We start from the raw sequence: 24,108 nt of genomic DNA on the forward strand, positions 1-24,108 counted from the left end.
GCCCCCAGCTCCTCGCCTCCCAGCCTGCGCGAGGCGGGGGCGGGGTGACAGGGCCGAGGGGCCCCCGCTCGCGGGGCGAAAGGCCCCGGTCACGGAGCGGCCGCGCGCAGCTTGTCCAGCAGCGGACCGGCCGCCTCGGCGAGGAACCGGTCCTGGCCCTCGTCGCCGACCTGCACGAGCGCGACGTCGGTGAACCCGGCCTCCCAGTAGGCGGAGACCGCGTCGAGGACCTTGTCCAGGTCGGGGCCGCACGGGATCGAGTCCGCCACGTCCTCCGGCCGGACGTACGTCGTGGCGCCTGCGAAGCCGGCCGGGGTCGGCAGGTCGGCGTTGACCGACCAGCCGCCGCCGAACCAGCGGAACTGCTCGTGAGCGCGGGCGACGGCGACGTCCGCGTCGGGGTCCCAGCAGATCGGGATCTGGCCGATCGCACGGGCGTCCTTCCCGATGCGGGGTGCGCCCTCGACGGAGTTCCACGACTCGACGATCTCCGCCTTCGGCTCGACGGCGACCAGGTGGTCGGCGAGCGGCGCGAAACGCGCGATCGCGCGGTCGCCGGCGACCGCGACGCCGAGGTCGACCCCCTGCGCGGGGACGTCCCAGATGCGGGCCGATTCGACCTGGTAGAAGTCGCCGCGGTGGTCGACGAGCTCGCCGGTGTGGAGGGCGCGGATCACCTCGATGGCCTCGGCCAGCATGTCCTGCCGCTCGGCGATCGCCGGCCAGCCCTCGCCGACGACGTGCTCGTTGAGGTTCTCGCCGCTGCCCAGACCCAGGGTGAAGCGGCCCTCCGCGAGGATCTGGAGGGTCGCGGCCTTCTGCGCCACCACGGCGGGGTGGTAGCGCAGCGTCGGGCACGTCACGTAGGTCATCAGGCCCACGCGCTCGGTCGCCTGCGCGATGGCGCCGAGGGTCGCCCACGCGTACGGCGCGTGCCCCTGCTCGGTCAGCCAGGGGGAGTAGTGGTCGCTCATCACCTCGAAGTCGAAGCCGGCCTGCTCGGCGGCGACGGCGTACTTCACGAGCTCCCGCGGGCCGCTCTGCTCGGTCATCAGGGTGTATCCGAAGCGGGTCATTCCTCGACCGTAGCCAGCACCCGCGCAGGTGAGCCCATCCCTTCGGACCAGTGGTTGGGTGGTGGACATGGACATGGATGACACCAAGGGCAGCGACCCCAACACCGAGCAGACCGACCAGGACGGCAACGAGGGCCAGGTCTCCGAGACCGCCTCCGAGTTCGGCGAGGAGATCAGCTCGGGCGACTCCGTCGCCGGTCAGCCCGACCCGCACCCCGGCGAGGTCGACGAGGGCGCCCAAGGCCCCAACGCGGTCCCCGACGACCCGACGGGCGAGCACCCGCACAAGCCCTGACGCGGTAGAACAGTCCGCATGAGCAAGCCAGTCATCGTCGTCGTCGGAGCCGGACCGGGTGTCAGTGGATCGGTGGCGCGTCGCTTCGCCGACGAGGGCTACGACGTCGGGTTGCTCGGCCAGGACCAGGAGGTCCTCGACGACCTCGTGCCCGACCTCGAGGCTCGGGGCGCCACCGTCGGCCACGCGGTCGCCGACGTCACCGACGCGCAGGCCGCGCGCGACGCCGTACGCCGCTTCGGCGAGCACACCGGCCGCATCGACGTGCTGCACTTCAACCCCAGCGCCTTCCGCGAGAAGGACCCGCTCGCCCTCACCGTCGAGGAGCTGCTGGAGGACGTCGCCCTCGGGGTGGGTGCCCTGCTGACCGTCGTGCAGGCGGCCCGTCCCTTCATGTCCTCCGGCGGGCGGGTGAGCGTCACGGGCAGCATGGCGGCTGACGAGCCGTGGGAGGGCGCGGCGTCGCTTGGCGTGCAGAAGGCGGGCGTGCGCAACCTCGTGCACAGCCTCGACAAGACGCTGGCGCCCGACGGCATCCGGGCGGTCTCGGTCACCGTCCGGGGCGCGCTGTCGCGCGAGGGGGCGTTCACGCCGGACCGGGTGGCCGAGGCCATCTGGGCCGCGGTCGCCCGCGACGAGGACGGGTGGACCAGCGAGGTGCCCTACCGCGGCCAGTGACGGGGCGTCAGCGCTTGCGGCCCCAGACGAGGTAGGCGATCGGCCCGAACGGCTGCACCGACAGCGCCGGTCCCCACAGCAGCTTGGGCCCGCGGACCAGCTCGGCGGGGCGCTGCTTCAGGTCCTTGGCGCACCACGCCGTGACGGCGATCTCCACGATCCCGGCCACGGCGACGATCTTCTTCTGCGTGGGCGTCATGTCGCCCCAGGACTTCTTCTGTGCCATGGCCGCACCGTACCCACCGGGGTCCGTGCTCACGCGCCGCGGAGCCCGTTGAGCAGGAACCAGAAGACGACCACGCCGACGAACGCCGCCAGGAGGCCCCACCACGCCCCGGTGAGGGCGCGACGGCCGGTGCTCGCGCCCTCGCGCGCCATGCCCGGGAGCCCGATCGTCACGGCGGCGCCGAGGACGACCATGACGAACAGCTGCACCGGCACGATCCAGTTCTCGGTGCCCGGGTCGTCGAGGACGTACGCCGACGCCGGCAGGCTGAGCATGCCGAGGACGACCAGGACGACGGTCCCGACGACACGCTGCGCTGACCGGCTCATGCTCCGACGCTAGCGCCGCACGAGCGGTGGGTCAGCGACATTCCGTGGACCCCGACAGTGGTCTGGACACCGCCCGTCGGCGCGGCGCCGTACGACACGCCGGCGGGCGGTGGCCCAGCCACATCCCGTGAACGTGGAATGTGGCTGGCTCACCGCTCCCGGGGCAGGGGGTGGACGCTAGCGTTCAGGCCCGCCCGCCGTCCTCCTTGGCCACCAGCGTCAGCACGTCGTACGTCGCGACCGCCTCGTCGTCGGCGTTGGTGACCAGCGCGTCCCAGCGCACCTCGCCGTAGTCGGCGGACGAGCGCGGGGTGATCTGCTTGACGGTGAGCATCACGCGGATCGAGTCGCCGGCCTTGACGGGGGTGAGGAAGCGCAGGTTGTCGACGCCGAAGTTGGCGAGCACCGGGCCCGGTGCGGGGTCGACGAAGAGGCCGGCGGCCATCGACACGATGAGGTAGCCGTGGGCCACGATCCCGCCGAAGAGCGGGTTCTGCGCGGCGGCCTCCGGGTCGGTGTGGGCGTAGAACGTGTCGCCGGTGAAGTCGGCGAAGTGGTCGATGTCCTCGAGCGAGATCACCCGCGGCTCGGACTCGATCGTGTCGCCGACCCGCAGCGTCGCCAGCGAGTGGCGGAACGGGTGCTCCGGCGTGAGCGTGCGCCGCGACCCCCGCGTCCAGCGACCGGTGATCGCGGTGAGCATGTCGGGGGAGGCCTGGATCGCCGAGCGCTGCATGTGGTGCAGCACCCCGCGTACGCCGCCGAGCTCCTCGCCGCCGCCCGCGCGGCCCGGACCGCCGTGCACCAGCATCGGCAGGGGCGAGCCGTGACCGGTCGACTCGGGGGCGTCGTCACGGTCGAGCACCAGGATGCGGCCGTGCCACGGCGCCAGGCCGAGCACGACGGTGCGGGCGACCTCGGGGTCGTGGGTGACGACCGAGCCGGCGAGCGACCCCTTGCCGCGCGCGGCCAGCGCGACCGCCTCGTCGAGGGAGTCGTACGTCATCACGGTGGACACCGGACCGAAGGGCTCCACGTCGTGCGGCTCGACCGCCCCGGCGCGGGCGCGGAGCAGCACCGGCGACATGAAGGCGCCGCGCTCGGCGTCGCCGGCGACCTCGCCCTCGTCGAGGACCACGTCGCAGGAGGAGCGCAACGCCTCGACGGCCTTGCGGACCTCGTCGCGCTGGCCGAGCGAGGCGAGCGGGCCCATGCGTACCGACTCGTCGCCGGGGTTGCCGACGGTGATCGAGGCGAGCTTCGCGGCGATCGCGTCGGTGACCTCGTCGGCGACGGCCGACGGCACGATGACGCGGCGGATGGCGGTGCACTTCTGGCCCGCCTTGGCGGTCATCTCAGTGACCACGCCCTTGACGAAGAGGTCCCACTCCGGGTCGCCGGCGGCCACGTCGGGGCCGAGGACCGAGCAGTTGAGCGAGTCGGCCTCGACCTGGAGCGCCACGCCGCCGTGCAGCACCGACGGGTGCTGGCGCAGGATCCCGGCAGTGTGCGCCGAGCCGGTGAACGCCACCGAGTCCTGCACGCCGAGGTGGTCGAGCAGGTCGCCCGCCGAGCCGGAGAGCAGCTGGAGCGCGCCCTCGGGGAGGATGCCGGACTCGATGATGCGGCGCACCACGAGCTCGGTGAGGTAGGCCGTCTGGCTGGCCGGCTTCACGATCGAGGGCAGGCCGGCGATGAAGGCCGGCGCGAGCTTCTCGAGCATCCCCCAGACCGGGAAGTTGAAGGCGTTGATCTGGACGGCGACGCCGGGCCGCGAGGTGTAGACGTGCTGGCCGAGGAAGATCCCCGTGCGGCCGAGCTGCTCGAGGTCGCCGTCGCACGCGACGTGCGCGTTGGGCAGCTCGCGGCGGCCCTTGGACGAATAGCTGAAGACCGTGCCGAAGCCGCCGTCGATGTCGATCATCGAGTCGCGCCGCGTCGCGCCGGTGGCCAGGGACAGCTCGTAGAACTCCTCCTTGAGCCCGGTGAGGTGCGTGGCGAGCTCCTTGAGCAGCAGCGCCCGCTCGTGGAAGGTCAGCTCGCGGATCGCGGGCCCGCCGACCGTACGGGCGTGGTGGGCCATCGCGCCGAGGTCGAGGCCGGCGCTGGAGATCCGCGCCACCTCCTCGCCTGTGGCCGCGTCGAGCAGCGGGTGGCCCTCGGTGGAGGCGGCGTACCAGCGGCCGGCGGCATAGCTCTCGAGCAGACGGGTCACGGGGTCCCCTTCGGGTGGTTTGCGTGGCAGGGTGACTGGTGACACACTAATACCAGACCGATCGGTCAGTAAATGTGGTCGATGACCCACGCAGCGGAGGACGGATGACCCTCACCGAGACCGCGCCCGGAGCGTCCGAGGCCGAGCTGGAGCGCCACTTCGAGGCGACGATCGCGCGCAACGACCGGATCGAGCCGCGCGACTGGATGCCGGAGGGCTACCGCAAGACCCTCGTGCGCCAGATCGCGCAGCACGCCCACAGCGAGATCATCGGCATGCAGCCCGAGGGCAACTGGATCACCCGTGCGCCGAGCCTGCGTCGCAAGGCGATCCTGCTCGCCAAGGTGCAGGACGAGGCCGGCCATGGGCTGTACCTCTACTCCGCGGCCGAGACCCTCGGCGTCTCCCGGCTCGAGCTCACCGAGCTGCTGCTCGCCGGGCGGCAGAAGTACTCCTCGATCTTCAACTACCCGACCCTGTCGTACGCCGACGTCGGCACCATCGGCTGGCTGGTCGACGGTGCCGCGATCTGCAACCAGGTGCCGCTGTGCCGGACCTCGTTCGGGCCCTACGGCCGCGCCATGATCCGGGTGTGCAAGGAGGAGTCCTTCCACCAGCGACAGGGCTTCGAGCTGCTGGCCACGATGATGCGGGGCACCGACGAGCAGCGCGCCATGGTGCAGGAGTCGGTCGACCGGTTCTGGTGGCCGGCGCTGATGATGTTCGGCCCGCCCGACGCCGACTCGCCCAACACCGCCCAGTCGATGGCGTGGGGGATCAAGCGCAACACCAACGACGAGCTGCGCCAGAAGTTCGTCGACATGTCCGTTCCCCAGGCCGAGGCGCTCGGCGTGACGCTGCCCGACCCCGAGCTCAGGTGGAACGAGGAGCGTGGCCACCACGACTTCGGCCAGCCCGACTGGGAGGAGTTCATGGAGGGCGTCAAGGGCAACGGCCCCTGCAACGCCCAGCGGATGGCCCACCGCCGCCGCGCCCACGAGGAGGGTGCCTGGGTCAGGGCCGCCGCCACGGCGTACGCCGCGAAGCAGGGTCTCGACACACCCCGCTCGTCCCTCGCGGGGCACTCGACCACCGGAGGGACGGAGCGATGAGCAACCTCTCAGCCGAGGGCGGGCACGGGGCGGTGCCGCTGGAGGGCGTGCCCACGGGAGTCGACGTCCCGGCCGCCGAACCCGAGTGGCCGCTCTACGAGGTCTTCGTCCGCGGCAAGCGTGGGCTCAACCACGTGCACGTCGGCTCGCTGCACGCTGCCGACGACCGGATGGCGCTGCTGCACGCCCGCGACGTCTACACCCGTCGCAACGAGGGCGTGAGCATCTGGGTGGTCCGCGCCGACGCGATCACCGCGTCGAGCCCCGACGAGAAGGACCCGATGTTCGCGCCGAGCGGCGACAAGGTCTACCGCCACCCGACCTTCTACGACATCCCCGACAACGTCCCCCACATGTAGGGGAGGGCTCATGGACCACGTGCACACGACTGCGGAGGACGAGCACGACAGCGCCTACAGCGGCCTGCTCGTCAACGACGCCCACTGGGCGTTCGGCACCGACTTCGAGGACCCGCTGGCGGGCGTCGACACGACGATCCCCGACGGCGTCGACGCGCCCACGCTCGCGGCGTACGCCCTGATGCTCGGCGACGACGCCCTGGTGATGTCGCACCGGATCTCGGAGTGGACCAGCAACGCGCCGGACCTCGAGGACGACATCGCGCTGTCCAACATCGCGCTCGACCTGCTGGGCCAGGCGCGGCTCCTGCTCGCCCGGGCGGCCAAGGCCGACGAGTCGGTGGTGCCGGCCCTCCCCGAGGACTCGCCCGCCCCGCCGGAGGACGCGCTCGCCTTCTTCCGCGAGGCGCACGAGTTCCGCAACGTGCGGTTCGCCGAGGTCGTCAACGGCGACTTCGCCGAGGCGACCGTGCGGGTGCTGCTCTTCTCCGTGTGGCGGCTCGCGACCTTCGAGCGGCTGCGCTCGAGCCGCGACCACGTCCTCGCCGCCGTCGCGGCCAAGGGTGTCAAGGAGCTCGCCTACCACCGCGACTACTCGGCGCGCTGGTTCGTCACGCTCGCCCGGGGGACCGACGAGTCGCGCCGCCGGCTGCTCGCCGCCCTCGACGGGCTGTGGCCGCTGTGGCCCGAGCTGTTCGACACCCACGAGGTCGAGGCGGCGGCCGCCGAGGCGGGCGTCGGGGTCGACCCCGCCGCGGTCCGCGAGGCCGCCGAGGGCGTGCTCGACCAGGTGCTCGCCGCCGCCGACGTGCCCCGCCCCGAGGTCTCTCGTCGCGCCGGTGTGCTGGGCCGTACGGGTCGCGACGGCATGCACGGCGAGCCGCTCGGCCGGCTGCTCGCCGAGATGCAGTCCGTGGCGCGCGCCCACCCGAGAGGTCAGTGGTAGGAGATGAGGTTGTTGAGCCGTACGTCGACGCAGCGCGCCAGGCGCGCCGCCGAGTCCGTCACCGACCCCGAGCTCCCGATGCTCACCCTCGCCGACCTCGGCGTGCTGCGCGACGTCGACGTGGTCACCGACGACCACGTGGTCGTCGACATCACCCCGACCTACTCCGGCTGTCCGGCGATGGCCGCGATGCGCGACGACCTGGTCCGCGAGCTCCACGGCGCAGGCTTCGACCGCGTCGAGGTCCGGGTGTGCCTCGAACCGGCGTGGACCACCGACTGGATCACGCCCGAGGGGCGCGCCGCCCTCGCCGCCGCCGGCATCTCGCCGCCCGGTCCGGCACCGTCCAGCGACGGCCCGATCCCGCTCACGCTGCTCCCCACGGCTCGCCAGGTGCGATGCCCGCAGTGCGACTCGCCCGCGACCGAGCTGGTCTCGGAGTTCGGCTCGACCGCCTGCAAGGCGCAGTACCGCTGCACCTCCTGCCTCGAGCCGTTCGACCACGTCAAGGAGATCTGAGTGGCCACGACGTTCCACCCGCTGACGGTGCGGGCGGTCGAGCCGCTCACCGACGACTCGGCCGCGGTGACCTTCGAGGTGCCCGACGACCTGCGCGAGCTCTTCGAGTTCGCGCCGGGGGAGTCGCTGACGCTGCGCCGCGTCGTCGACGGCGTCGAGCACCGCCGCACCTACTCCATCTGCGCCCCCGCGGGCGCGGCGCCGCGCATCGGCGTGCGCGAGATCCCCGGCGGGATGTTCTCCTCCTGGCTCATCAGCGGGGTCGCGCCGGGGGAGACGGTGGAGGTCGCCGAGCCCACCGGCAACCTCCGCGCCGACCCGGCTGCGGGCGGTCGCCACCTCTGCATCGCGGCGGGCTCCGGCATCACGCCGATGATGTCGATCGTCGCGTCCGTGCTCGCCAACCCCGCCAGCACCGTCACGATGCTCTACGGCAACCGCGAGACCACGTCGGTGATGTTCGCCGAGGAGCTCAGCGACCTCAAGGACCTGCACGGCCCGCGCTTCGACCTCGTCCACGTGCTCTCGCGCGAGCCCCGCGACGTCGAGCTCTTCTCCGGTCGCCTCGACGCCGACCGGTTGCGGCGGCTGCTGCCGATCAAGGTGCCGCTGGCAGACGTCGACCACGTGTGGCTCTGCGGACCCCTCGGCCTGGTCGAGGACGCGCGCGCGGTGCTCGCCGAGCTCGGCGTGCCCGCGGAGAAGGTCCACTTCGAGCTGTTCTTCGTCGACGAGCCGCCGCCGCTGCTGAGGCACGCCGACCGGGTCGTCGAGGGCGTGACCAGTGACGTGACCGTCGTCCTCGACGGGCGTACGGCCACCACGCCGATGTCGCGCGACGCCACGATCCTCGACTCCGCCCAGACCGTGCGGAGCGACCTGCCCTTCGCCTGCAAGGGCGGCGTCTGCGGCACCTGCCGCGCGAAGGTCGTCGACGGCGAGGTCGAGATGGTCCGCAACTACGCCCTCGAGCCCGCCGAGGTCGAGCAGCAGTTCGTGCTGACCTGCCAGACCTTCCCGGTGAGCGACGCGGTCACGGTCGACTTCGATGCCTGAGCAGGCGCGGGCGATGTGGGCCGCTGACGCCGCCAGCGCGATGCTCGGCATGGAGCTCGTCGAGGTCGGCCCGGGCCGCGCGCGGGTGTCGATGGTCGTCCGCCCCGACATGGTCAACGGCCACGACCTGTGCCACGGCGGCCTGATCGCCAGCCTCGCCGACTCGGCCTTCGCGCTGGCCTGCAACTCGCACGGCCCGGTCACCGTCGCGGCGGGCTTCACCATCGACCTCCTGGTCCCGGGCCGCCTCGGCCAGACGCTGTACGCCGACGCCCGCGAGGTCTCCCTGCGCGGGCGGTCCGGGCTCTACGACGTCACGGTCCGCGCCGACGACCCGGACACCGGCGAGGTCGTCGCCGAGTTCCGCGGCCGCAGCCGCTCGCTTGGCCGGGTGGATCCCGGGCCATAGGTCCCTACCCCGGGCGCGTCCGAGCCCCTAGCGTCGTGACAAGGTGCTCCGTCCGGTCGGGAGGTGGGGTCGTGAGGATCCCGATGAAGCTGTCGTCGTTGCTGTCGCTCGTGCTGGTCCTGCTGCTCCCGGCGCTGGTCGCGTCACCGAGCGGCGGGGCCGCCCATCCGCCGCTCGCCTCCGCGCCGCCTCCGACACCCGTGCTGGTCGCGGTGCGCGCCGCACACCGGGACGGTGTCGACCGGGTCGTGTTCGAGTTCCGCGGCGGCCTGCCCGCCCAGCGCCAGGTCGACTACGTCGACCGCCTCTTCGCCGACGGCTCGGGCCGCCGCGTACGCGTCGCCGGCCAGGCCCTCCTCCGCGTGCGCTTCGAACCCGCCCAGGCCCACACCGACGACGGCTCGCCGACCGCAGCGCCGCGGCGCGTCGCGTTCCGCCTGCCCAACGTCATGACCGCCGTGCGCGCCGGCGACTTCGAGGCGGTCACGACGTACGGTCTCGGCCTGGCGAAGCGGACCCGCGTGCGCGTGACGACCCTGCAGGCTCCACCCCGCGTGGTGGTCGAGGTGGGTGCGCGCTTCCCGACCGTCGAGCGGAAGGTGTGGTTCTTCCACCGCGACCGCTTCGTCGACAACCGCGAGCCGTTCTTCGTCCCGGTCCGGAGGCTCGTACGCCCGGGCTCACCCGCGACCGGGGTGATGGACCGCCTCTTCGCCGGGCCGCTGCCGGGCGAGCGGGCACGCGGCCTGCGCCTGCTGCGCTCCGGTGCGAGGGGCTACGACGACCTCACCGTCTCGGGCGGTGTCGCGGACCTGCGGCTCACGGGCCGCTGCAGCAGCCGCGGCTCGACGGTGACGGTCGCCGGCGAGGTGCTGCCGACCCTGAAGCAGTTCCCGACCGTCGACCGGGTGGTGCTGCGCGACGCGTCGGGCAGCACGCTCGATCCCGACGGGCCGGGCGACTCCACCCCCGGGTGCCTCGAGCCCTGAACCGGTCGACCGGGGTGTCGACCCAGACACGTCGACTCAGCGGTGGCGCACGAGTCCGTCGAAGGCCAGCGTCGTGACCGCGTCGGCGAGCGCCTCCGCATCGCTGTCGGCGCGCAGCCACTCGGTCATCGAGTTCACGGTGCCGAAGAGGAGGCGACTGGCGAGCAGGGGGTCGACGTCGTCGCGGATGGCGCCGGCGTCGGCGGCCTCGCGCACCATCTCGGCCAGCCGGTGGTCGATGTCGCGGCGGCGGGCCAGGGCCTTCTGCTCGGCCGGGGTGTTGCCGCGCACCCGCAGCAGCAGGGTCACGGCCGGGAGGTGCTCGGCGAGCACGACCACGCTGCTGCGCACCGCCGCGCGCAGCCGCTGCTCGGGGGAGCAGGACGAGTCGGCACGCACCGTCTCGAGCGCGGCCGTGAGCTCCCCGAGCGCCTCGTCGAGTGCCAGCTCGAGGAGGCGCTCCTTGCTGGGCACGTGGTGGTAGATCGCCGACTTGGTCAGGCCCAGCTCGCGGGCGAGGTCGCCCATGCTGGTGGCGTCGTAGCCTTGCCGGTTGAAGAGGTCGATCGCGACCCGCAGCACGCTCTCCTGGTCGTGGCCCGGCCGGCCCCGACGTACGCGCTCTGACATGGATGAACGTTCTCACGACCCGCCCACGATCCGGAGGACCCCACCGTGCACGACCTCGCTCCCCGGCCCGGCGACCTGGACCCGATCGAGACCGCACCGGTCGAGCAGCTGCGTGCGCTCCAGCTCGAGCGGCTCAGGTGGTCGGTGCGGCACGCCTACGGCCACGTCGCGCACTACCGCCGCGCCTTCGACGAGGCCGGCGTCGGTCCCGACGACATCGCCACTCTCGAGGACCTCGCGCGGCTGCCGTTCACCACGAAGGCGACGCTGCGCGACCACTACCCGTTCGGGATGTTCGCGGTGCCCCGCGAGGAGGTCGTACGCCTCCACGCGTCGAGCGGCACCACCGGCAAGCCGACCGTAGTCGGCTACACCCGCGACGACCTCGACATGTGGGCCGACGTCGTGGCGCGCTCGATCCGCGCGGCCGGCGGGCGGCCCGGGATGGTGCTCCACAACGCGTACGGCTACGGGCTCTTCACCGGCGGGCTCGGCGCGCACGCCGGTGCGGAGCGGCTCGGCTGCACCGTCGTGCCCGTCTCCGGGGGGATGACGCAGCGGCAGGTGCAGCTGATCCGCGACTTCGAGCCCGACATCATCATGGTGACGCCGTCCTACATGCTCTCGATCATCGACGAGCTCGAGGCGCAGGGCGTCGACCCGCGGTCCACCTCGCTCAAGGTCGGCATCTTCGGAGCCGAGCCGTGGACCAACGACATGCGCCGCGAGATGGAGGACCGCACCGACATGCACGCGGTCGACATCTACGGGCTGTCCGAGGTGATCGGTCCCGGCGTGGCGAGCGAGTGCGTCGAGACCAAGGACGGCCTCCACGTGTGGGAGGACCACTTCTACCCCGAGGTCATCGATCCCGTCACCGGCGAGGTCCTGCCCGACGGCGAGGAGGGCGAGCTGGTCCTCACCACGCTCACCAAGCAGGCGATGCCGGTCATCCGCTACCGCACCCGCGACCTCACCCGGCTCCTGCCGGGCACCGCGCGCAGCATGCGTCGGATGGAGAAGATCACCGGCCGCACCGACGACATGATCATCCTGCGCGGGGTGAACCTGTTCCCGACCCAGATCGAGGAGATCGTCCTCGGCATCCCGGCCCTGTCGCCGCACTTCCAGTGCCACCTCGACCGCATCGGCCACCTCGACTCGCTCACCGTCCGCGTCGAGCGGCGCGACGCCACGACCGACGCCGAGGCGGCCGCGGCGCAGGCGGAGCTGGTCCGCAGGATCAAGGCGTCCATCGGGGTCACGGTCGGGGTGGAGGTCGTCGACGTCGCCTCGATCGAGCGATCCGTGGGCAAGATGCGCCGGATCGTGGACCACCGCCCGGCACGCTGACCGGACGGGTATTTACCGCGATCGGCCGGTCGCGGGCTACAGTGGACGCAGCGTTCCAGACGCCGTGCCGCTGTGATCACCCCAGGTCCGCCGGCCACCGCGCACCTGACGCCCGCTCCACACCTCACGCCGTGGCGTGCAGGCAGAGCCCTACGCAGGCTCGCCTGTTCCACGACGCGTACCCAGTCAGGCCCAGTCCGGGAGGACCCCTTGGCCCAGCGCCAGCGTCAACGCGGCGGACGCCGCACCCCTGCCCACGCCCGCCACAAGGACAACGAGGGCATCGTCCCCGTCCTGGCGCGCGCGGTGCGCGAGCTCGAGTCCGCCGTGCAGCGCGGCCCGCTCGCCCCCGGCCAGCGGGTCCGCTTCCAGGTCGTGGCGCTCCTGGTGCGTGAGCACCGTGGCGACGTACGTGCCTCCGCCGAGCTCACCGACGCGCAGAAGGCCGACGAGCTCAAGCGTCTCGACGGGATCGCGACGATCCTCGCCAAGACCGCCACCCGCGACCCCTCGCTCTTCACCCTGCTGTCGGAGGAGTCCGTCGTCACCGACAGCGCCCGCGAGCTGCGCCTGGAGATGCTCCGCAAGGCCGGTGTGGAGGTCGCCCCCGAGGAGCCCAAGCCCGACGACGAGGCCGGTCCCGGCCTCGGCGAGCGCCGCGTCATCCCGCAGTCGGTCGTGCAGCACCAGCTCGCCAACCCGTTCCTCGTGCCCGACTTCGAGATCGGCCGCGAGCGCCGCTCGGTGCACGGCCGGTTGAGCACCTGGGAGCTGCTCGGCCCGCTGTTCCGCTCCTTCGAGCTCGGCGGCTCCTCGTCGTGCATGGAGCTGCCCGAGGCCACGTCGCTCCACGCGCCCGGCAAGCTCGAGCTGATGCCGCACCAGGCGCGGATGATCGCCGCGGCCGCCGAGGGGCACCGCACCTTCCTCCTCGCCGACGAGCCCGGCCTCGGCAAGACCGCCCAGGCACTGCTCGCCGCACAGGCGGCCAACGCCTACCCGCTGCTGGTCGTGTGCCCCAACGTCGTCAAGACCAACTGGGCCCGCGAGACCGAGCGCTGGACGCCGCGTCGCCGGGCGACCGTGATCCACGGCGACGGCGGCGACGTCGACGCCTTCGCCGACGTCATCATCGTCAACTACGAGATCCTCGACCGCCACGTGGGCTGGCTCGGCACGTTCGGCTTCCGCGGCATGGTCGTCGACGAGGCGCACTTCATCAAGAACAAGACCTCCCAGCGCTCGCGCCACGTGCTCGAGCTGTCGGAGAAGCTGCGCACGCGCGCCGCGCGGCCGCTGCTGATGGCGTTGACCGGCACGCCGCTGATCAACGACATCGAGGACTTCCGCGCGATCTGGCAGTTCCTCGGCTGGATCGACGACACCAAGCCCCTCGCACGGCTGATGGAGTCCCTGGAGGAGACCGACCTGACGCCGGCCGACCACTCCTTCTACCCCGCCGCCCGCAAGGCCGTCATCGACATGGGCATCGTGCGGCGCCGCAAGGTCGACGTCGCCGAGGACATCCCCGCCCGCCGCATCGCCGACATCCCGGTGGAGCTCGACGACGAGGACGCCCGCTCGATCCGCGCGGCCGAGGAGGACCTCGCCCGGCGGCTCGTCGAGCGCTACAAGGCCGCGCTCGAGACGCGTCGTACGGGCTCCGTCGTCGACGGCATCGACCACGAGCTCGTGCGCCGGGTCGCGACGTGGGAGCGCGAGGAGATGGACTCCGGCACCGGCGGGGAGAACGTCTTCTCGATGTTCCGCCGCATCGGCCGCGCCAAGGCCGGCCTCGCCGCCGACTACGCCGCGCAGCTGGCCCGCAACGTCGGCAAGGTGGTCTTCTTCGCCCGCCACGTCGACGTCATGGACATCGCCGAGGACACCTTCACCCGCCGCGGGCTCAAGCACACCTCGATCCGCGGCGACCAGACGCCCAAGGCGCGCGAGCGGGCCATCGAGGCCTTCGTCAACGACCCCGACGTGCAGGTCATCGTCTGCTCGCTGGCCGCGGCCGGCGTCGGGGTCAACCTCCAGGTCGCCTCCAACGTCGTGCTGTCCGAGCTCTCGTGGACCGACGCCGAGCAGACGCAGGCGATCGACCGCGTGCACCGCATCGGCCAGAGCGACCCGGTCACCGCGTGGCGCATCATCGCCGCGCAGACGATCGACACCCGGATCGCCGAGCTGATCGACTCCAAGGCCGGCCTCGCCGCCCGGGCGCTCGACGGCTCCGACGAGGAGGTCTCGTCCTCGGCCAACATCCAGACCGAGGCCCTGGTCGCGCTGCTCACCGACGCGCTGGAGCGCGAGCTCGGCTGAGACACCCGTTCGGCCCTTGTCCCGCTCCTCTGCGTCCGGTACGCCTTGAAGCATGAGTGAGGACCGCGAGACCTACGGCGACATGTCGATCGACGACGAGGACCAGCTCCAGCCGGGTGACACGCTGGACGACGGTGACCTCGAGGACGTCCTGGACCGGGGCTACTCCCCGCCGGACCGGGCGCCGAAGGGCTACGACGACTACCCGACCGAGGCCGAGCGCCGCCAGGGGGAGTCCCTCGACGAGAAGCTCGCCGAGCAGGAGCCCGACATCGACCCCTACGCCGAGGACGACGCCGACGACGACCGCGAGGACGAGAACGCCCTCGACGAGCAGCTCGGCCTCGACGAGGCCGACGCGCGCGCCGGCCGGCTCGTCGCCCCCGACGCCGGGCTCGGCGAGGACGTCGACAAGCAGGAGGTCGCGCTCGACGTCGGCATCGACGGCGCCGGCGCCTCCGCCGAGGAGGCAGCCATGCACATCACCCGGGAGCCCGAGCCGCCGGAGGCCGACGAGCTGTAGCCGTGGGGTTCTTCGGACACCTGGTCGCCTCGCCCGCGGCACCGGGCCCAGCCTTCCCCGAGGCCGAGCAGGAGCCGGGTGGCTGGACGCAGGGCCTGCACGTGTGGCGGGTGCCAGAGCGGCTGGGCCCGGAGTGGGAGCCGTTCGAGGCGTTCGTCGACCGCCTGGTGGCGGAGGTTCCCGGCGGGTTCCTCTGCGCCTCGATTCTCGACAGCGACGGTGCCTACGTCCACGTCGGGACCCCCGGCCACGACGTCGAGCGGTTCTGGCTGCACCTCGACGGGTTCGTGAGCCACTTCGTGCTGCCGTGGGCGCCCTTCGACGAGGCTGGCAACCCCCTCCCCGAGGAGGTCGCGGCCGAGCAGGACGCCGAGTGGGAGCGCATGGCGGCTGCCTACACCGAGCAGGTACGCGCGCTCGGACTGACCGGTGACGCCGCCGCGGAGGCGTGCCGGGACTGGGCGTACGCGTGCGGGCTCGAGCCGGCACCGGTGCACGTCGTCCGTGCTGCGCTGGAGACGCGCGAGCTGCTCGTCGAGGACGCGTTCCGCCGGTTGCTCCGCACGCTGGGCACCTAGGGGGTTGCGAGTGTATCCGAACAGGTGTACGATGGTGCGTAGCACGCCGGTCCGGAACGGATCCCGTCTGAGGCGACGAGGATCCCGGGGTCGGGACAGTCATCCATAGAACCCGTCCTGGTGCTGGCGGGATGCCGTTGGTGCGGCTCTCGGATGGCGACCGTGGCGAATGGGCCGGCACGTCTCACCGCACCACCCCGGAACAGGGTGGGTGTCCGTGACGTGCTCGAGGAGATGGCCCAGTGCACCACCACCAGGCTCAGCCCCACCCGATCGTGGCGTGTGCCGCGGTGCTGGACGCTGCCCTCAAGGACGTGGCGTCGGTCGAGCCAGGGTTCATGTCGGTGGGCGACAAGCAGGCGGCCCTGACGGCGCTCTCGTCCGTACGCTCCCAGTTCGACGCGCTCACCGCGCGGGTGCTGGCGACCGCGGGTGACGTGGCCGACGCGCAGGGGCTGCGCGACGCGGCGGCGTGGCTGGCACGGGAGACGAGGACCACGCACCGCGAGGCGCGCCGCGACCTGGCCCTCGGGCGAGCCCTCGAGCAGCATCCGTGGGTCGCGACAGCGCTGACGTCGGGTGGGTTGCGTACGGAGCAGGCGCGGGTGATCGCCGAGGCGGTCGACGCGCTCCCGTCGCACGTCGACGCGCAGACGCGCCAGGCGGCCGAGACGGTGCTGGTCGGCCTGGCCGACAGGCACGACGCCCGCGACCTCAAGCAGATCGGCAAGCGGATCCTCGACGTGGTCGCCCCGGAGGTGGGGGAGTCCCACGAGGCGGCGGTGCTCGAGGCGGAGGAGAGCCGCGCCGCCGCCGGTGTCGAGCTGACCATGAGCGACGACGGCGAGGGGCGCTGCCGCGGCAGCTTCGTGGTGCCGTCCCACATCGGCAAGATGTTCCGGCGCCACCTCCTCGCGCTCGCCAACCCGGCCCGCCACACCGAGGCCGAGCTCCGCGACGAGTCCGGCGAGCTCAAGCCCCTGCGTCGCCGGCTGGGGGAGGCGTTCGTCGAGCATGTCGAGCGCTACCCGACCGAGGCCATGCCGCAGACCGCCGGCGTCAATGCCACCGTGGTGGTGACCATGACCCTCGCCGAGCTGCTGGCCGAGCACGCCACGGCGCTGCTCGACGACGGCTCGCGCATGTCCGCCGGGCAAGCGCGACGGCTCGCGTGCGAGGCCGGGATCATCCCCGTCGTGCTCGGCACCGGCTCCCAGCCGCTCGACATGGGGCGCCTGCGTCGGCTGTTCACGAAGGCCCAGCGCATCGCTCTCGGCCTGCGTGATGGCGGCTGCACCGCCCGCGGCTGCGAGACCTCGGCCTCCGGCTGCCACGCCCACCACGACGACCCCTGGTCCCGCGGCGGACTCACCGACGTCGCCAACGGCAGGCTGCTCTGTCCCCGCCACCACCGCCTGGCTCACGACTCGCACTACGCGATGACGATCCACGCCGACAACAAGGTGACGTTCGCTCGGCGGACGTAGGCCGGCGAGTGGATTCGTGCGGGGGCCGGATCGAAAGCTGCCGTGAGCGCCGGTGGAGTCTTGCGAGTGGGCGGGCTTGAGCAGGCGGGGCGCTTCTGCCTGCCCCGAACCGCCGCAAAAGGGCTATGCCTACAGCCGCGAGTCGTCCCGAGACGAGCAGCAGGAGCTGGCGGAAGCATCGCGGCCAACCTGACCGTCGTCGGGCACGCGCCCCCTGCGTTGCACACTCCCCATGACATGCTGGCGGGCGAGAACATCCTCTTGGCTCAGTGCATTGTGGGGCTGCTGCTCGGTGATGGCGCCCGGTGATGAGACCGGACGGCTGGTTGTGCCGGCACCCGGCGCGTACGACGCAGCAAGCGCCTGGATGCCACCCACGAACCCGATCACGAACTCCTGTGGGGAGGCCACGAGTGAGAGCCCGCGCAGCGACGTCGTCGAGGCCGACCGGCTCGCCCGTGCGCAGGTGCACCATCGCAACCGGCGACCCGCGTCGCCGAACTGGTAGGCGAACTTGGCGCCCGGCAAGGTGCTGGATGACGTCCAGACGGCCGCCAGGCTCCGGAAGCCTGCCGCGCAGCCGTTTGAATCCGCCGCGAATGCCTCCTGCACCATGGGCCAGGGGCCTGATGCGATGACGGCCGCGCGTCACGCTCGGTAGTGAGCACCCAGGCGGTCGAACAGGAAGGCGAGGTAGTCGGTGACTTCGCCGACCATCTCGTCCAGCGACCGACCGATGCCGTGACCGCCGGACTCCATCCGCAGCAGGACCGGCTGGTCCGACGACGTCGCGGCCTGGAGCCGGGCAGTCATCTTCTTGGCATGGTGTGCCTCGACCCGAGGGTCGAACTCGCCGGCGGTGAACAGCACGGCTGGGTAGGGCGTGCCGTCGTGGACGTTGTGGTAGGGCGAGTACGCGCGCAGCGCCTTGAACATCTCCGGGTCCAGTACGGTGCCGAACTCGGTGACGTTGAACGCGCCGTTCGGGGTGAGCTCGCTCCGCAGGGAGTCCAGGACCGGCACCGCACAGACGACTGCGGTGGCGAGGTCGGGGCGCTGCGTCAGCACCGCCCCCACGAGCAGACCGCCGTTGGAGCCGCCCACCAGGCCGAGCCGGTCGCGGCTCGTCACCTTCGTCTCGACGAGATGGTCTGCGCAGGCGATGAAGTCGTCGAAGCAGTTCTGCTTGTTCGCGAGCCGGCCGGCGTGATGCCACTCCTGGCCGTACTCGCCGCCGCCTCGGATGTTCGCCACCGCCAGGACGCCCCCTTGTTCCAGCCACGGCAGCCAGGATGGGTCGAACCACGGCTTGAGGGAGATCGCGTAGCCGCCGTATCCATAGAGGACGGTGGGCGCCGAGCCGTCCATCGGGGTGCCCATCCTGGCCAGCACGTTGATGGGCACCCGGGTGCCGTCCTTGGACGTCGCGAACACGCGCTCGACCTCGATGTCGGTGAACTCCACGGGAGTGACGGTGTCGAGGGCAGTCCGACGGGGTTCAGGGTCGTCGTCGTCCTGCACCCACCATTGCCGCGGTGAGACGAACGTCTCCACCGCCCAGGCCGCCTCGTCACGCCCGAGATCGATCAGCCAATCCACCGCACAGGTCTCGGGCAGCGGAACTTCGGGCAGAGGATGCCCGTCGTGGTCGAAGCACCTGATCGCCGAGGGGCCGCCGTCGATGTCGGCCACCCACAGGCGTGCGTCGGTAGCGGCGATCTCCTCGATCGTGACCGGGCCCGAGGGCACCACCAGTCGCGCGTCGGCGACGGTGACGTCCGCATCCAGGTCCAGGCGCAGCACCTGTCCGTGTGGCTCGTCCCTCACCGACAGCACGAACAACGAGCTGCCTCCGAACGCGGCACGGATGCACTTGTCCGCTATATCGGCAACCAGTCGCCAGTCGGACCCATCGCCTTGAGGACGGACGAAGACCTGCCACTCGCCGCCATCCCCCTTCTGCGCATGGTCCATCACCCACTGCCCATCGGCAGAGGCCGACAGGAAGTTCTCGGTGATCCGGTTGTCCGCAAAGACCCCGGACAGCTCGCGGCCGTCCTCCTCAGGCCTGCTTCCGAGTCGGTGGAACCACACGTCCTGGTCGAACCCCAGGTCCTCGTCCGCCACGGTGCCGGGCCGGGGATGGCGGGTGTACCAGTACCCCTGCCCGTCGTGCCGCCATGCGAGCGACCCACCGGCGGTGCCGCTGTTCACGCCAGGGATCACTGTGTCGGCCAGTTCGCCGGTGGTCGTGTCGTAGACGTGGAGCGTGCCGTCCTCGGTGCCGTGCGAGGAGAGCGACACCGCGGCCAACGCACCGTCCGGCGAGGGGACGTACCAGTCGATGGTCGTTGCGCCCGTCTCGTCGAGTGCGTTCGGATCGACCACGACCCGCTCACCAGCCAGGTCGTCGAGGGCGGCCAGCGCGACCAGCAGCGGTTGCTGGAGGGGCGGCTGGGTCTTGAGAGCGAAGTACGTCGACTGCCCCCGTGAGAGCCGCGCGTACGACGTCGAATCGACCTTGAGGACCTCCTCGACCCGCTTGCGAATGTGCTCGTGAGACTCCAAGGAGTTCACGTAGGCGCGAGCACGCTCATCCTGGGCCGCGGTCCACTCCTTGGTGCGGTCGGAACTCTCCTCCAACCACCGGTAGTCCTCGGTCACGTCCTCGCCGTGGAAGGTCGTCGGCACCGGCTCGCGCGGAGTATCAATTGCAGGCAATGACTGCGTCCGGCTCATGCGTCCTCCCTTGGGCACCGTCCGGACGAGCCGGCTGACGGAGTTGCATCGGGTTCACCGGTGCGGTCACCGTCCTGGCAGAACCTCCATGACGAGCACGTGACGTACGCGCGCATCGGCTCATGACTACCAGCGCGGGCCCGGGTGGATGGAGGTGCAGGGAGTAGATACCGACCATCGATGATGCCCGCTCCAGCGCAGCCGGAGGCCACGCGAGTCCGGAGTCCTTGGCATGGGATCTGCTGATGCCAGCGCTACCCGTCACCGCAACACACAGCCGCCCATCGGCGCCCCGGTGGGCGTACGGATCTGGTTCCGTGCGGGTCGGGCCCGGGCCGGTGCCACAGCGCTCACTCATTCACACGCGATGAGCTGTCGACGGCACGTGAAAACTGACCCCCGGACGGCAACTGAGAACTGACCCCCTCCGAGACCCTGTCCTTGAACCTCGAGGCAGGGGGATACGGAGTGTTGTCAGTGGAGGACTGGGCTGAGATCCGCCGGTTGCACCGTGCGGAGGGAGTGCCGATCAAGGTGATCGCCAGGTCGATGGGGATCTCGAAGAACACGGTGCGCAAGGCGCTGCGTGATGAGGGTCCGCCGCGCTACGAGCGGCCCGCGCGAGGGTCGTTGGTCGACGAGGTGGAGCCGCGGATCCGCGAGTTGTTGCGGGTCACGCCGACGATGCCGGCCACGGTTGTCGCTGAGCGGATCGGCTGGGAGCACTCCGATCCGGACCCTGCGTACCCGGGTGAGCGAGCTGCGGCCGGTGTACCTGCCACCGGACCCGGCGTCGCGCACGACCTATGAGGCAGGCGAGCTGGCGCAGTTCGACTTCTGGTTCCCCGACATCGAGCTCCCGGTCGGCTACGGCCAGACCAGGACGGCGAAACGGCTGCCGGTGATGACGATGTGCTCGGGCTACTCCCGGTGGACGGGTGCGGTGCTGATCCCTCGTCGAGAGTCTGAGGACCTCTTCGCGGGTTGGTGGCATCTGATCCAACAGCTCGGCGCGGTGCCGCGCACGCTGGTGTGGGACGGCGAGGGCGCGGTCGGGCGTTGGCGCGCCCGACGACCCGAGCTGACTGCCGAGTGTCAGGCATTTCGCGGCGTGCTCGGTGCCAGCGTGTACATCTGCAAGCCGGCTGACCCTGAGGCAAAGGGGATGCTGGAACGGTTCCACGACTACCTCGAGCGGTCCTTCCTGCCCGGGCGGACATTCACCTCACCCGAGGACTTCAACACCCAGCTGGGCAAGTGGGTGGCCAGGGCCAACACACGTCGGATGCGGGTGCTGGGCTGCTCGCCGGCGGACCGGATCGCAGCGGACAAGGCCGCGATGATGCCGTTGCCGCCGGTCGCGCCCGAGGTCGGCTGGCGCAAGAGCGTGCGGCTGCCGCGCGACCACTACGTCCGCGTCGACTCGAACGACTACTCGGTCCACCCGGCTGTGGTCGGACGGCGGATTGAGGTCCACGCCGACCTCGACCGGGTCTGGGTGACCTGCGAGGGCGCGGTCGTCGCCGACCACGTCCGGGTGTGGGCACAGCACCAGACCATCACCGACTTCGAGCACACCGTCGCGGCCAAGCAGCTGCGTCACGGTCGAGCGGACCTGCTGCGGCCGGTCGCCGACGTTGTGACCGGTGAGGAGGTCGAGATCCGGTCGCTGACCACCTACGACCGAGTCCTCGGCCTGGTCGACGAACCGGACGACGAGCTCGTGGATGAGGAGGTGTCGTGATGGCCACCCGTGCCACGAAGACGGCATCGAAGACGGGTCGTGATGTCACCAGCGAGTTGGAGTTCCTGACCCGAGCATTGAAGGCACCCACGCTGCGCGAATCGGTCGCCCGGCTGGCTGAGCGTGCCCGCGAGGAGTCCTGGACCCATGAGGAGTTCCTGGCAGCGTGCCTGCAGCGCGAGGTGTCAGCGCGCGAGTCCCACGGTGGCGAGGGCCGGATCCGGGCCGCCCGGTTCCCGGCACGCAAGTCGTTGGAGGACTTCGACTACGACCACGCCCGTGGCCTGAAGCGGGAGACCATCGCGCACCTGGGCACCCTGGACTTCGTCGCCGGCAAGGAGAACGTCGTGCTCCTCGGCCCGCCCGGCACCGGGAAGACCCACCTGGCCACCGGGCTGGCGATCCGGGCCTGTCAGGCCGGGCACCGCGTCCAGTTCGCCACCGCGTCCCAGTGGGTCGACCGGCTTGCCGACGCCCACCACGCCGGCAGGCTGCAAGACGAGCTCCGCCGACTGGTCCGCTATCCGGTGCTGGTCATCGACGAGGTCGGCTACATCCCGTTCGAGCCCGAGGCAGCCAACCTGTTCTTCCAGCTCGTCTCATCGCGCTACGAACGCGCCAGCCTGATCGTCACCAGCAACAAGAACTTCGCCCGCTGGGGCGAGGTCTTCGGCGACGACACCGTCGCTGCCGCGATGATCGACCGGCTCGTCCACCACGCCGAGGTCATCGCCCTGAAGGGCGACTCCTACCGGCTGAAGAACCGAGAGCTCGGCCGCGTCCCCGCGGCCGTCAACGAAGAGAACTAGAACCAGGGGGTCGGTTTTCACTTGCCGCGCGGGGGTCAGTTTTCAGCCGCCGTTGACATGAGCGAGGCGTTCGGAGGGGGTCAGCGCACGATCAGCTCGCGAACAGCGTCGTCGACCCCGCGCCTGGTGGCGCGACCGAGCGATCGAATGCTGCCCCGAGCGACGGACGTCCAGATCTCAGCGGAGCTCCCGCTCCACCAGCGACGGCAGCGGCCCCTCGGGTGGTCAGCGCTCGCAGCGCCGCTCGCGCTCGGCCCGGCACAGGTCCTTGCGGCCCGGCCCGCCGTCCGCCCGGTCCCGGGACTGGCCGCCGTACAGCTGGTCCTTGCCCGCCTGTCCGTGCAGGCTGTCACGCCCCTTGCCCCGAGGAGCCGGTCGCTCCCACCGCCGCCGCGCAGGACGTCGTTGCCGTTCTCACCCCTCAGGTCGTCGGGTCCACGGCCGCCGAGCAACACGTCGCGGCCGAAGGTGCCCTCGAGGTCGTCCTTGCCGCTGCCGCCGCTGAGGTGCGCCTTCGGGAAGCGCGGGCAGAAGACCGACTCGAAGAGGGAGTCGTAGGAGCGGACGATCGTGTCCGCGCCGCCGCGACCGCGGAGCCGTGCGTCGCAGGCGGAGAAGCGGAGCTCGTTGCGGCTGTCGGTGCCGCCGACGACGACTCGGCGGGCGAAGAGTGAGCCGTCCTCGAAGCCGGTGGCCGCGGTCGTGTACGGCGACCCGGCATCCGCCACCAGCTTGCCTCTCCTCAGGTCGAGGTCGAGGAGACCCGACTCGGAGGTGACGTAGACGTGGTCTCGGCCATCGCCACCGTCGATCACGCTGCCGGCACGCGGCGCCTGGTCCGCCAGGAAGCTGTCGTCACCTGCGCCGAGGGTGGCGCGGACCCGACCGGACACCTTGGCGTAGACGGTCTCGTCGGCCGCGGTGCCGACGAAGTCGATGGCGTAGCCGCCGATCGTCCCGGTCCAGAAGGTCTCCAGGCCGGTCCAGGTCGCCACGACCTGCTGGTCGATCAGCATCCGTCCGGCCGCGTTGTCGATCACGGTGTCGCCAGGGGCGCTCAACGTCGAGGGGAAGAACTCGTCGACACCTGTCCCGCCGTCGATCGAGCCGTCGGAGGCAGTGACACCCCCGTAGACGAGGGAGTCGTCGCCGGCGCCCAGGACGATGACGTCGGAGTTGGGTTGCCCGACCACGCCGCTGTGGACCCCGTCGGGACCATCCCTGCCGATGATGACGTCCCTCTCGGTGTCCGCCGGGGCGGCGTCGGCGTACGCGCCGTGGACCGAGCTGCCCGCGGCGCCTCCCTCGAAGCGATCGGCCCCCTCACCGAGCTCAGCCTGCACCAACCAGTCGGGTGCGGTGCTGCCGTCCACGACGTCGTCACCGGCACCCGCGTCGATCACGACCTGCTTCAGGGTGGACGTACCGCCGGCGGTCACGCAGATGACGTCGTCACCCCCCAGGGTCGAGACCTTCCAGGCGCCGTTGGTCACGACCACGTCGCGTCCCTCGGTGCCGACGACGCCGTCGCTGCCCAGCAGGGCGGGATTGGCGGGGGTGCCCACGATGGTCGCGGCCTCACCCCGGCAGGTCTCACCTTCAGCGTTGGCGGCCGTGAGCGGGCCGAGCAACGCCAGGCCCAGCAGGCCGGCGGTGGCCAGCGTCGTCGTACGCACGGGCTCGTCTCCTCCGGAGATGGAATGTCAGGTCC

At 71.5% G+C, this 24,108-nt stretch carries 23 protein-coding genes and 1 pseudogene; 16 read left to right on the forward strand and 8 right to left on the reverse strand.

The window, feature by feature from the left end; translation table 11 throughout:
• Positions 1-89 precede the first annotated feature (89 nt).
• Positions 90-1,076, reverse strand: coding sequence for a TIGR03557 family F420-dependent LLM class oxidoreductase (locus EXE59_RS13030; RefSeq protein ID WP_135839285.1), 987 nt, complete (start codon positions 1,074-1,076; stop codon positions 90-92).
• Positions 1,077-1,149: 73 nt separating this feature from the next.
• Here EXE59_RS13030 and EXE59_RS13035 point away from each other — a divergent pair, with 73 nt between their 5' ends.
• Together EXE59_RS13035 and EXE59_RS13040 are read left to right on the forward strand one after the other, a co-directional pair.
• Positions 1,150-1,371, forward strand: coding sequence for a hypothetical protein (locus tag EXE59_RS13035; protein WP_135839286.1), 222 nt, complete (start codon positions 1,150-1,152; stop codon positions 1,369-1,371).
• A gap of 18 nt (positions 1,372-1,389) precedes the next feature.
• On the forward strand, positions 1,390-2,049 hold the full coding sequence (locus EXE59_RS13040; protein ID WP_135839287.1) for an SDR family oxidoreductase: 660 nt from the start codon (positions 1,390-1,392) through the stop codon (positions 2,047-2,049).
• Between the two features lie 7 nt (positions 2,050-2,056).
• Here the strand turns inward: EXE59_RS13040 and EXE59_RS13045 are convergent, their stop codons facing one another.
• From EXE59_RS13045 to paaZ, 3 genes are all read right to left on the reverse strand, one after another.
• On the reverse strand, positions 2,057-2,275 hold the full coding sequence (locus EXE59_RS13045) for a hypothetical protein (protein WP_135839288.1): 219 nt from the start codon (positions 2,273-2,275) through the stop codon (positions 2,057-2,059).
• Between the two features lie 29 nt (positions 2,276-2,304).
• Positions 2,305-2,604, reverse strand: coding sequence for a hypothetical protein (locus EXE59_RS13050; protein ID WP_135839289.1), 300 nt, complete (start codon positions 2,602-2,604; stop codon positions 2,305-2,307).
• 184 nt (positions 2,605-2,788) lie between these two features.
• Positions 2,789-4,819 carry a phenylacetic acid degradation bifunctional protein PaaZ gene (gene paaZ, locus EXE59_RS13055; protein WP_135839290.1) on the reverse strand — a complete coding sequence of 677 codons (2,031 nt, stop codon included), beginning with the start codon at positions 4,817-4,819 and terminating at the stop codon, positions 2,789-2,791.
• Positions 4,820-4,923: 104 nt separating this feature from the next.
• On the opposite strand from paaZ, the gene paaA reads away from it, so the two are divergent.
• The 7 genes from paaA (at position 4,924) to EXE59_RS13090 (ending at position 10,209) form a co-directional block, all read left to right on the forward strand.
• Positions 4,924-5,931 (forward strand): 1,2-phenylacetyl-CoA epoxidase subunit PaaA, encoded by a 1,008-nt coding sequence (paaA, locus tag EXE59_RS13060; RefSeq protein ID WP_135839291.1) that lies wholly within the window; start codon positions 4,924-4,926, stop codon positions 5,929-5,931.
• Entirely contained in the window at positions 5,928-6,290 is a 363-nt protein-coding gene (paaB, locus tag EXE59_RS13065) for a 1,2-phenylacetyl-CoA epoxidase subunit PaaB (protein WP_135839292.1), read from the forward strand. Before paaA ends, paaB begins: the two co-directional genes overlap by 4 nt.
• A gap of 10 nt (positions 6,291-6,300) precedes the next feature.
• Entirely contained in the window at positions 6,301-7,236 is a 936-nt protein-coding gene (gene paaC / locus EXE59_RS13070) for a 1,2-phenylacetyl-CoA epoxidase subunit PaaC (RefSeq protein ID WP_135839293.1), read from the forward strand.
• A 3-nt stretch (positions 7,237-7,239) separates the two neighbouring features.
• Complete coding sequence (gene paaD / locus EXE59_RS13075) at positions 7,240-7,755, forward strand: 1,2-phenylacetyl-CoA epoxidase subunit PaaD (RefSeq protein ID WP_210428987.1); 516 nt, start codon at positions 7,240-7,242, stop codon at positions 7,753-7,755.
• Positions 7,756-8,811 (forward strand): 1,2-phenylacetyl-CoA epoxidase subunit PaaE, encoded by a 1,056-nt coding sequence (gene paaE / locus EXE59_RS13080; RefSeq protein ID WP_135839294.1) that lies wholly within the window; start codon positions 7,756-7,758, stop codon positions 8,809-8,811.
• On the forward strand, positions 8,804-9,220 hold the full coding sequence (gene paaI / locus EXE59_RS13085) for a hydroxyphenylacetyl-CoA thioesterase PaaI (RefSeq protein WP_135839295.1): 417 nt from the start codon (positions 8,804-8,806) through the stop codon (positions 9,218-9,220). Before paaE ends, paaI begins: the two co-directional genes overlap by 8 nt.
• Before the next feature lie 71 nt (positions 9,221-9,291).
• Positions 9,292-10,209: an AMIN-like domain-containing (lipo)protein gene (locus EXE59_RS13090; protein WP_135839296.1), complete on the forward strand. Its 918-nt coding sequence runs from the start codon at positions 9,292-9,294 to the stop codon at positions 10,207-10,209.
• Between the two features lie 36 nt (positions 10,210-10,245).
• Here the strand turns inward: EXE59_RS13090 and EXE59_RS13095 are convergent, their stop codons facing one another.
• The gene (locus tag EXE59_RS13095) at positions 10,246-10,839 is read right to left on the reverse strand and encodes a TetR/AcrR family transcriptional regulator (RefSeq protein ID WP_135839297.1); all 594 of its coding nucleotides are present in this window, start codon (positions 10,837-10,839) and stop codon (positions 10,246-10,248) included.
• Positions 10,840-10,884: 45 nt separating this feature from the next.
• Between EXE59_RS13095 and paaK the strand changes: the two genes are divergently transcribed.
• The 5 genes from paaK (at position 10,885) to EXE59_RS13120 (ending at position 17,105) form a co-directional block, all read left to right on the forward strand.
• Positions 10,885-12,192: a phenylacetate--CoA ligase PaaK gene (gene paaK, locus EXE59_RS13100; protein WP_135839298.1), complete on the forward strand. Its 1,308-nt coding sequence runs from the start codon at positions 10,885-10,887 to the stop codon at positions 12,190-12,192.
• 210 nt (positions 12,193-12,402) lie between these two features.
• The gene (locus EXE59_RS13105) at positions 12,403-14,517 is read left to right on the forward strand and encodes a DEAD/DEAH box helicase (RefSeq protein ID WP_135839299.1); all 2,115 of its coding nucleotides are present in this window, start codon (positions 12,403-12,405) and stop codon (positions 14,515-14,517) included.
• Between the two features lie 52 nt (positions 14,518-14,569).
• Positions 14,570-15,040: a DUF5709 domain-containing protein gene (locus EXE59_RS13110; protein WP_135839300.1), complete on the forward strand. Its 471-nt coding sequence runs from the start codon at positions 14,570-14,572 to the stop codon at positions 15,038-15,040.
• A 2-nt stretch (positions 15,041-15,042) separates the two neighbouring features.
• Positions 15,043-15,618, forward strand: a complete 576-nt coding sequence (locus EXE59_RS13115; protein ID WP_135839301.1) for a hypothetical protein — start codon at positions 15,043-15,045, stop codon at positions 15,616-15,618.
• Between the two features lie 242 nt (positions 15,619-15,860).
• A complete protein-coding gene (locus EXE59_RS13120) occupies positions 15,861-17,105 on the forward strand; it encodes an HNH endonuclease signature motif containing protein (protein WP_135839302.1) in 1,245 nt (414 codons plus the stop codon).
• A 129-nt stretch (positions 17,106-17,234) separates the two neighbouring features.
• Here EXE59_RS13120 and EXE59_RS13125 read toward each other — a convergent pair whose 3' ends face one another.
• Positions 17,235-17,720 carry a hypothetical protein gene (locus EXE59_RS13125; RefSeq protein ID WP_135839303.1) on the reverse strand — a complete coding sequence of 162 codons (486 nt, stop codon included), beginning with the start codon at positions 17,718-17,720 and terminating at the stop codon, positions 17,235-17,237.
• 33 nt (positions 17,721-17,753) lie between these two features.
• The gene (locus EXE59_RS13130) at positions 17,754-19,844 is read right to left on the reverse strand and encodes a prolyl oligopeptidase family serine peptidase (protein WP_135839304.1); all 2,091 of its coding nucleotides are present in this window, start codon (positions 19,842-19,844) and stop codon (positions 17,754-17,756) included.
• 468 nt (positions 19,845-20,312) lie between these two features.
• Between EXE59_RS13130 and istA the strand changes: the two are divergent.
• Together istA and istB are read left to right on the forward strand one after the other, a co-directional pair.
• Positions 20,313-21,588: pseudogene (gene istA, locus EXE59_RS13135) on the forward strand (IS21 family transposase).
• Complete coding sequence (istB, locus tag EXE59_RS13140; RefSeq protein ID WP_135839305.1) at positions 21,588-22,397, forward strand: IS21-like element helper ATPase IstB; 810 nt, start codon at positions 21,588-21,590, stop codon at positions 22,395-22,397. Before istA ends, istB begins: the two are co-directional and overlap by 1 nt.
• An 80-nt stretch (positions 22,398-22,477) precedes the next feature.
• Here istB and EXE59_RS13145 read toward each other — a convergent pair whose 3' ends face one another.
• Positions 22,478-24,073: a calcium-binding protein gene (locus EXE59_RS13145; protein WP_135839306.1), complete on the reverse strand. Its 1,596-nt coding sequence runs from the start codon at positions 24,071-24,073 to the stop codon at positions 22,478-22,480.
• Positions 24,074-24,108 lie beyond the last annotated feature (35 nt).

Source organism: Nocardioides eburneiflavus (genome assembly GCF_004785795.1).
In the GTDB taxonomy this organism is placed as follows: domain Bacteria; phylum Actinomycetota; class Actinomycetes; order Propionibacteriales; family Nocardioidaceae; genus Nocardioides; species Nocardioides eburneiflavus.

What these genes read in the sequence shown, in the direction of transcription:
- EXE59_RS13030 (WP_135839285.1), bottom strand. Translation starts at nt 1,076, where the DNA reads ATGACCCGCTTCGGATACACCCTGATGACCGAGCAGAGCGGCCCGCGG.
- EXE59_RS13035 (WP_135839286.1), top strand. Translation starts at nt 1,150, where the DNA reads ATGGATGACACCAAGGGCAGCGACCCCAACACCGAGCAGACCGACCAG.
- EXE59_RS13040 (WP_135839287.1), top strand. Translation starts at nt 1,390, where the DNA reads ATGAGCAAGCCAGTCATCGTCGTCGTCGGAGCCGGACCGGGTGTCAGT.
- EXE59_RS13045 (WP_135839288.1), bottom strand. Translation starts at nt 2,275, where the DNA reads ATGGCACAGAAGAAGTCCTGGGGCGACATGACGCCCACGCAGAAGAAG.
- EXE59_RS13050 (WP_135839289.1), bottom strand. Translation starts at nt 2,604, where the DNA reads ATGAGCCGGTCAGCGCAGCGTGTCGTCGGGACCGTCGTCCTGGTCGTC.
- paaA (WP_135839291.1), top strand. Translation starts at nt 4,924, where the DNA reads ATGACCCTCACCGAGACCGCGCCCGGAGCGTCCGAGGCCGAGCTGGAG.
- paaB (WP_135839292.1), top strand. Translation starts at nt 5,928, where the DNA reads ATGAGCAACCTCTCAGCCGAGGGCGGGCACGGGGCGGTGCCGCTGGAG.
- paaC (WP_135839293.1), top strand. Translation starts at nt 6,301, where the DNA reads ATGGACCACGTGCACACGACTGCGGAGGACGAGCACGACAGCGCCTAC.
- paaD (WP_210428987.1), top strand. Translation starts at nt 7,240, where the DNA reads ATGAGGTTGTTGAGCCGTACGTCGACGCAGCGCGCCAGGCGCGCCGCC.
- paaI (WP_135839295.1), top strand. Translation starts at nt 8,804, where the DNA reads ATGCCTGAGCAGGCGCGGGCGATGTGGGCCGCTGACGCCGCCAGCGCG.
- EXE59_RS13095 (WP_135839297.1), bottom strand. Translation starts at nt 10,839, where the DNA reads ATGTCAGAGCGCGTACGTCGGGGCCGGCCGGGCCACGACCAGGAGAGC.
- EXE59_RS13110 (WP_135839300.1), top strand. Translation starts at nt 14,570, where the DNA reads ATGAGTGAGGACCGCGAGACCTACGGCGACATGTCGATCGACGACGAG.
- EXE59_RS13125 (WP_135839303.1), bottom strand. Translation starts at nt 17,720, where the DNA reads ATGGTGCAGGAGGCATTCGCGGCGGATTCAAACGGCTGCGCGGCAGGC.
- EXE59_RS13130 (WP_135839304.1), bottom strand. Translation starts at nt 19,844, where the DNA reads ATGAGCCGGACGCAGTCATTGCCTGCAATTGATACTCCGCGCGAGCCG.
- istB (WP_135839305.1), top strand. Translation starts at nt 21,588, where the DNA reads ATGGCCACCCGTGCCACGAAGACGGCATCGAAGACGGGTCGTGATGTC.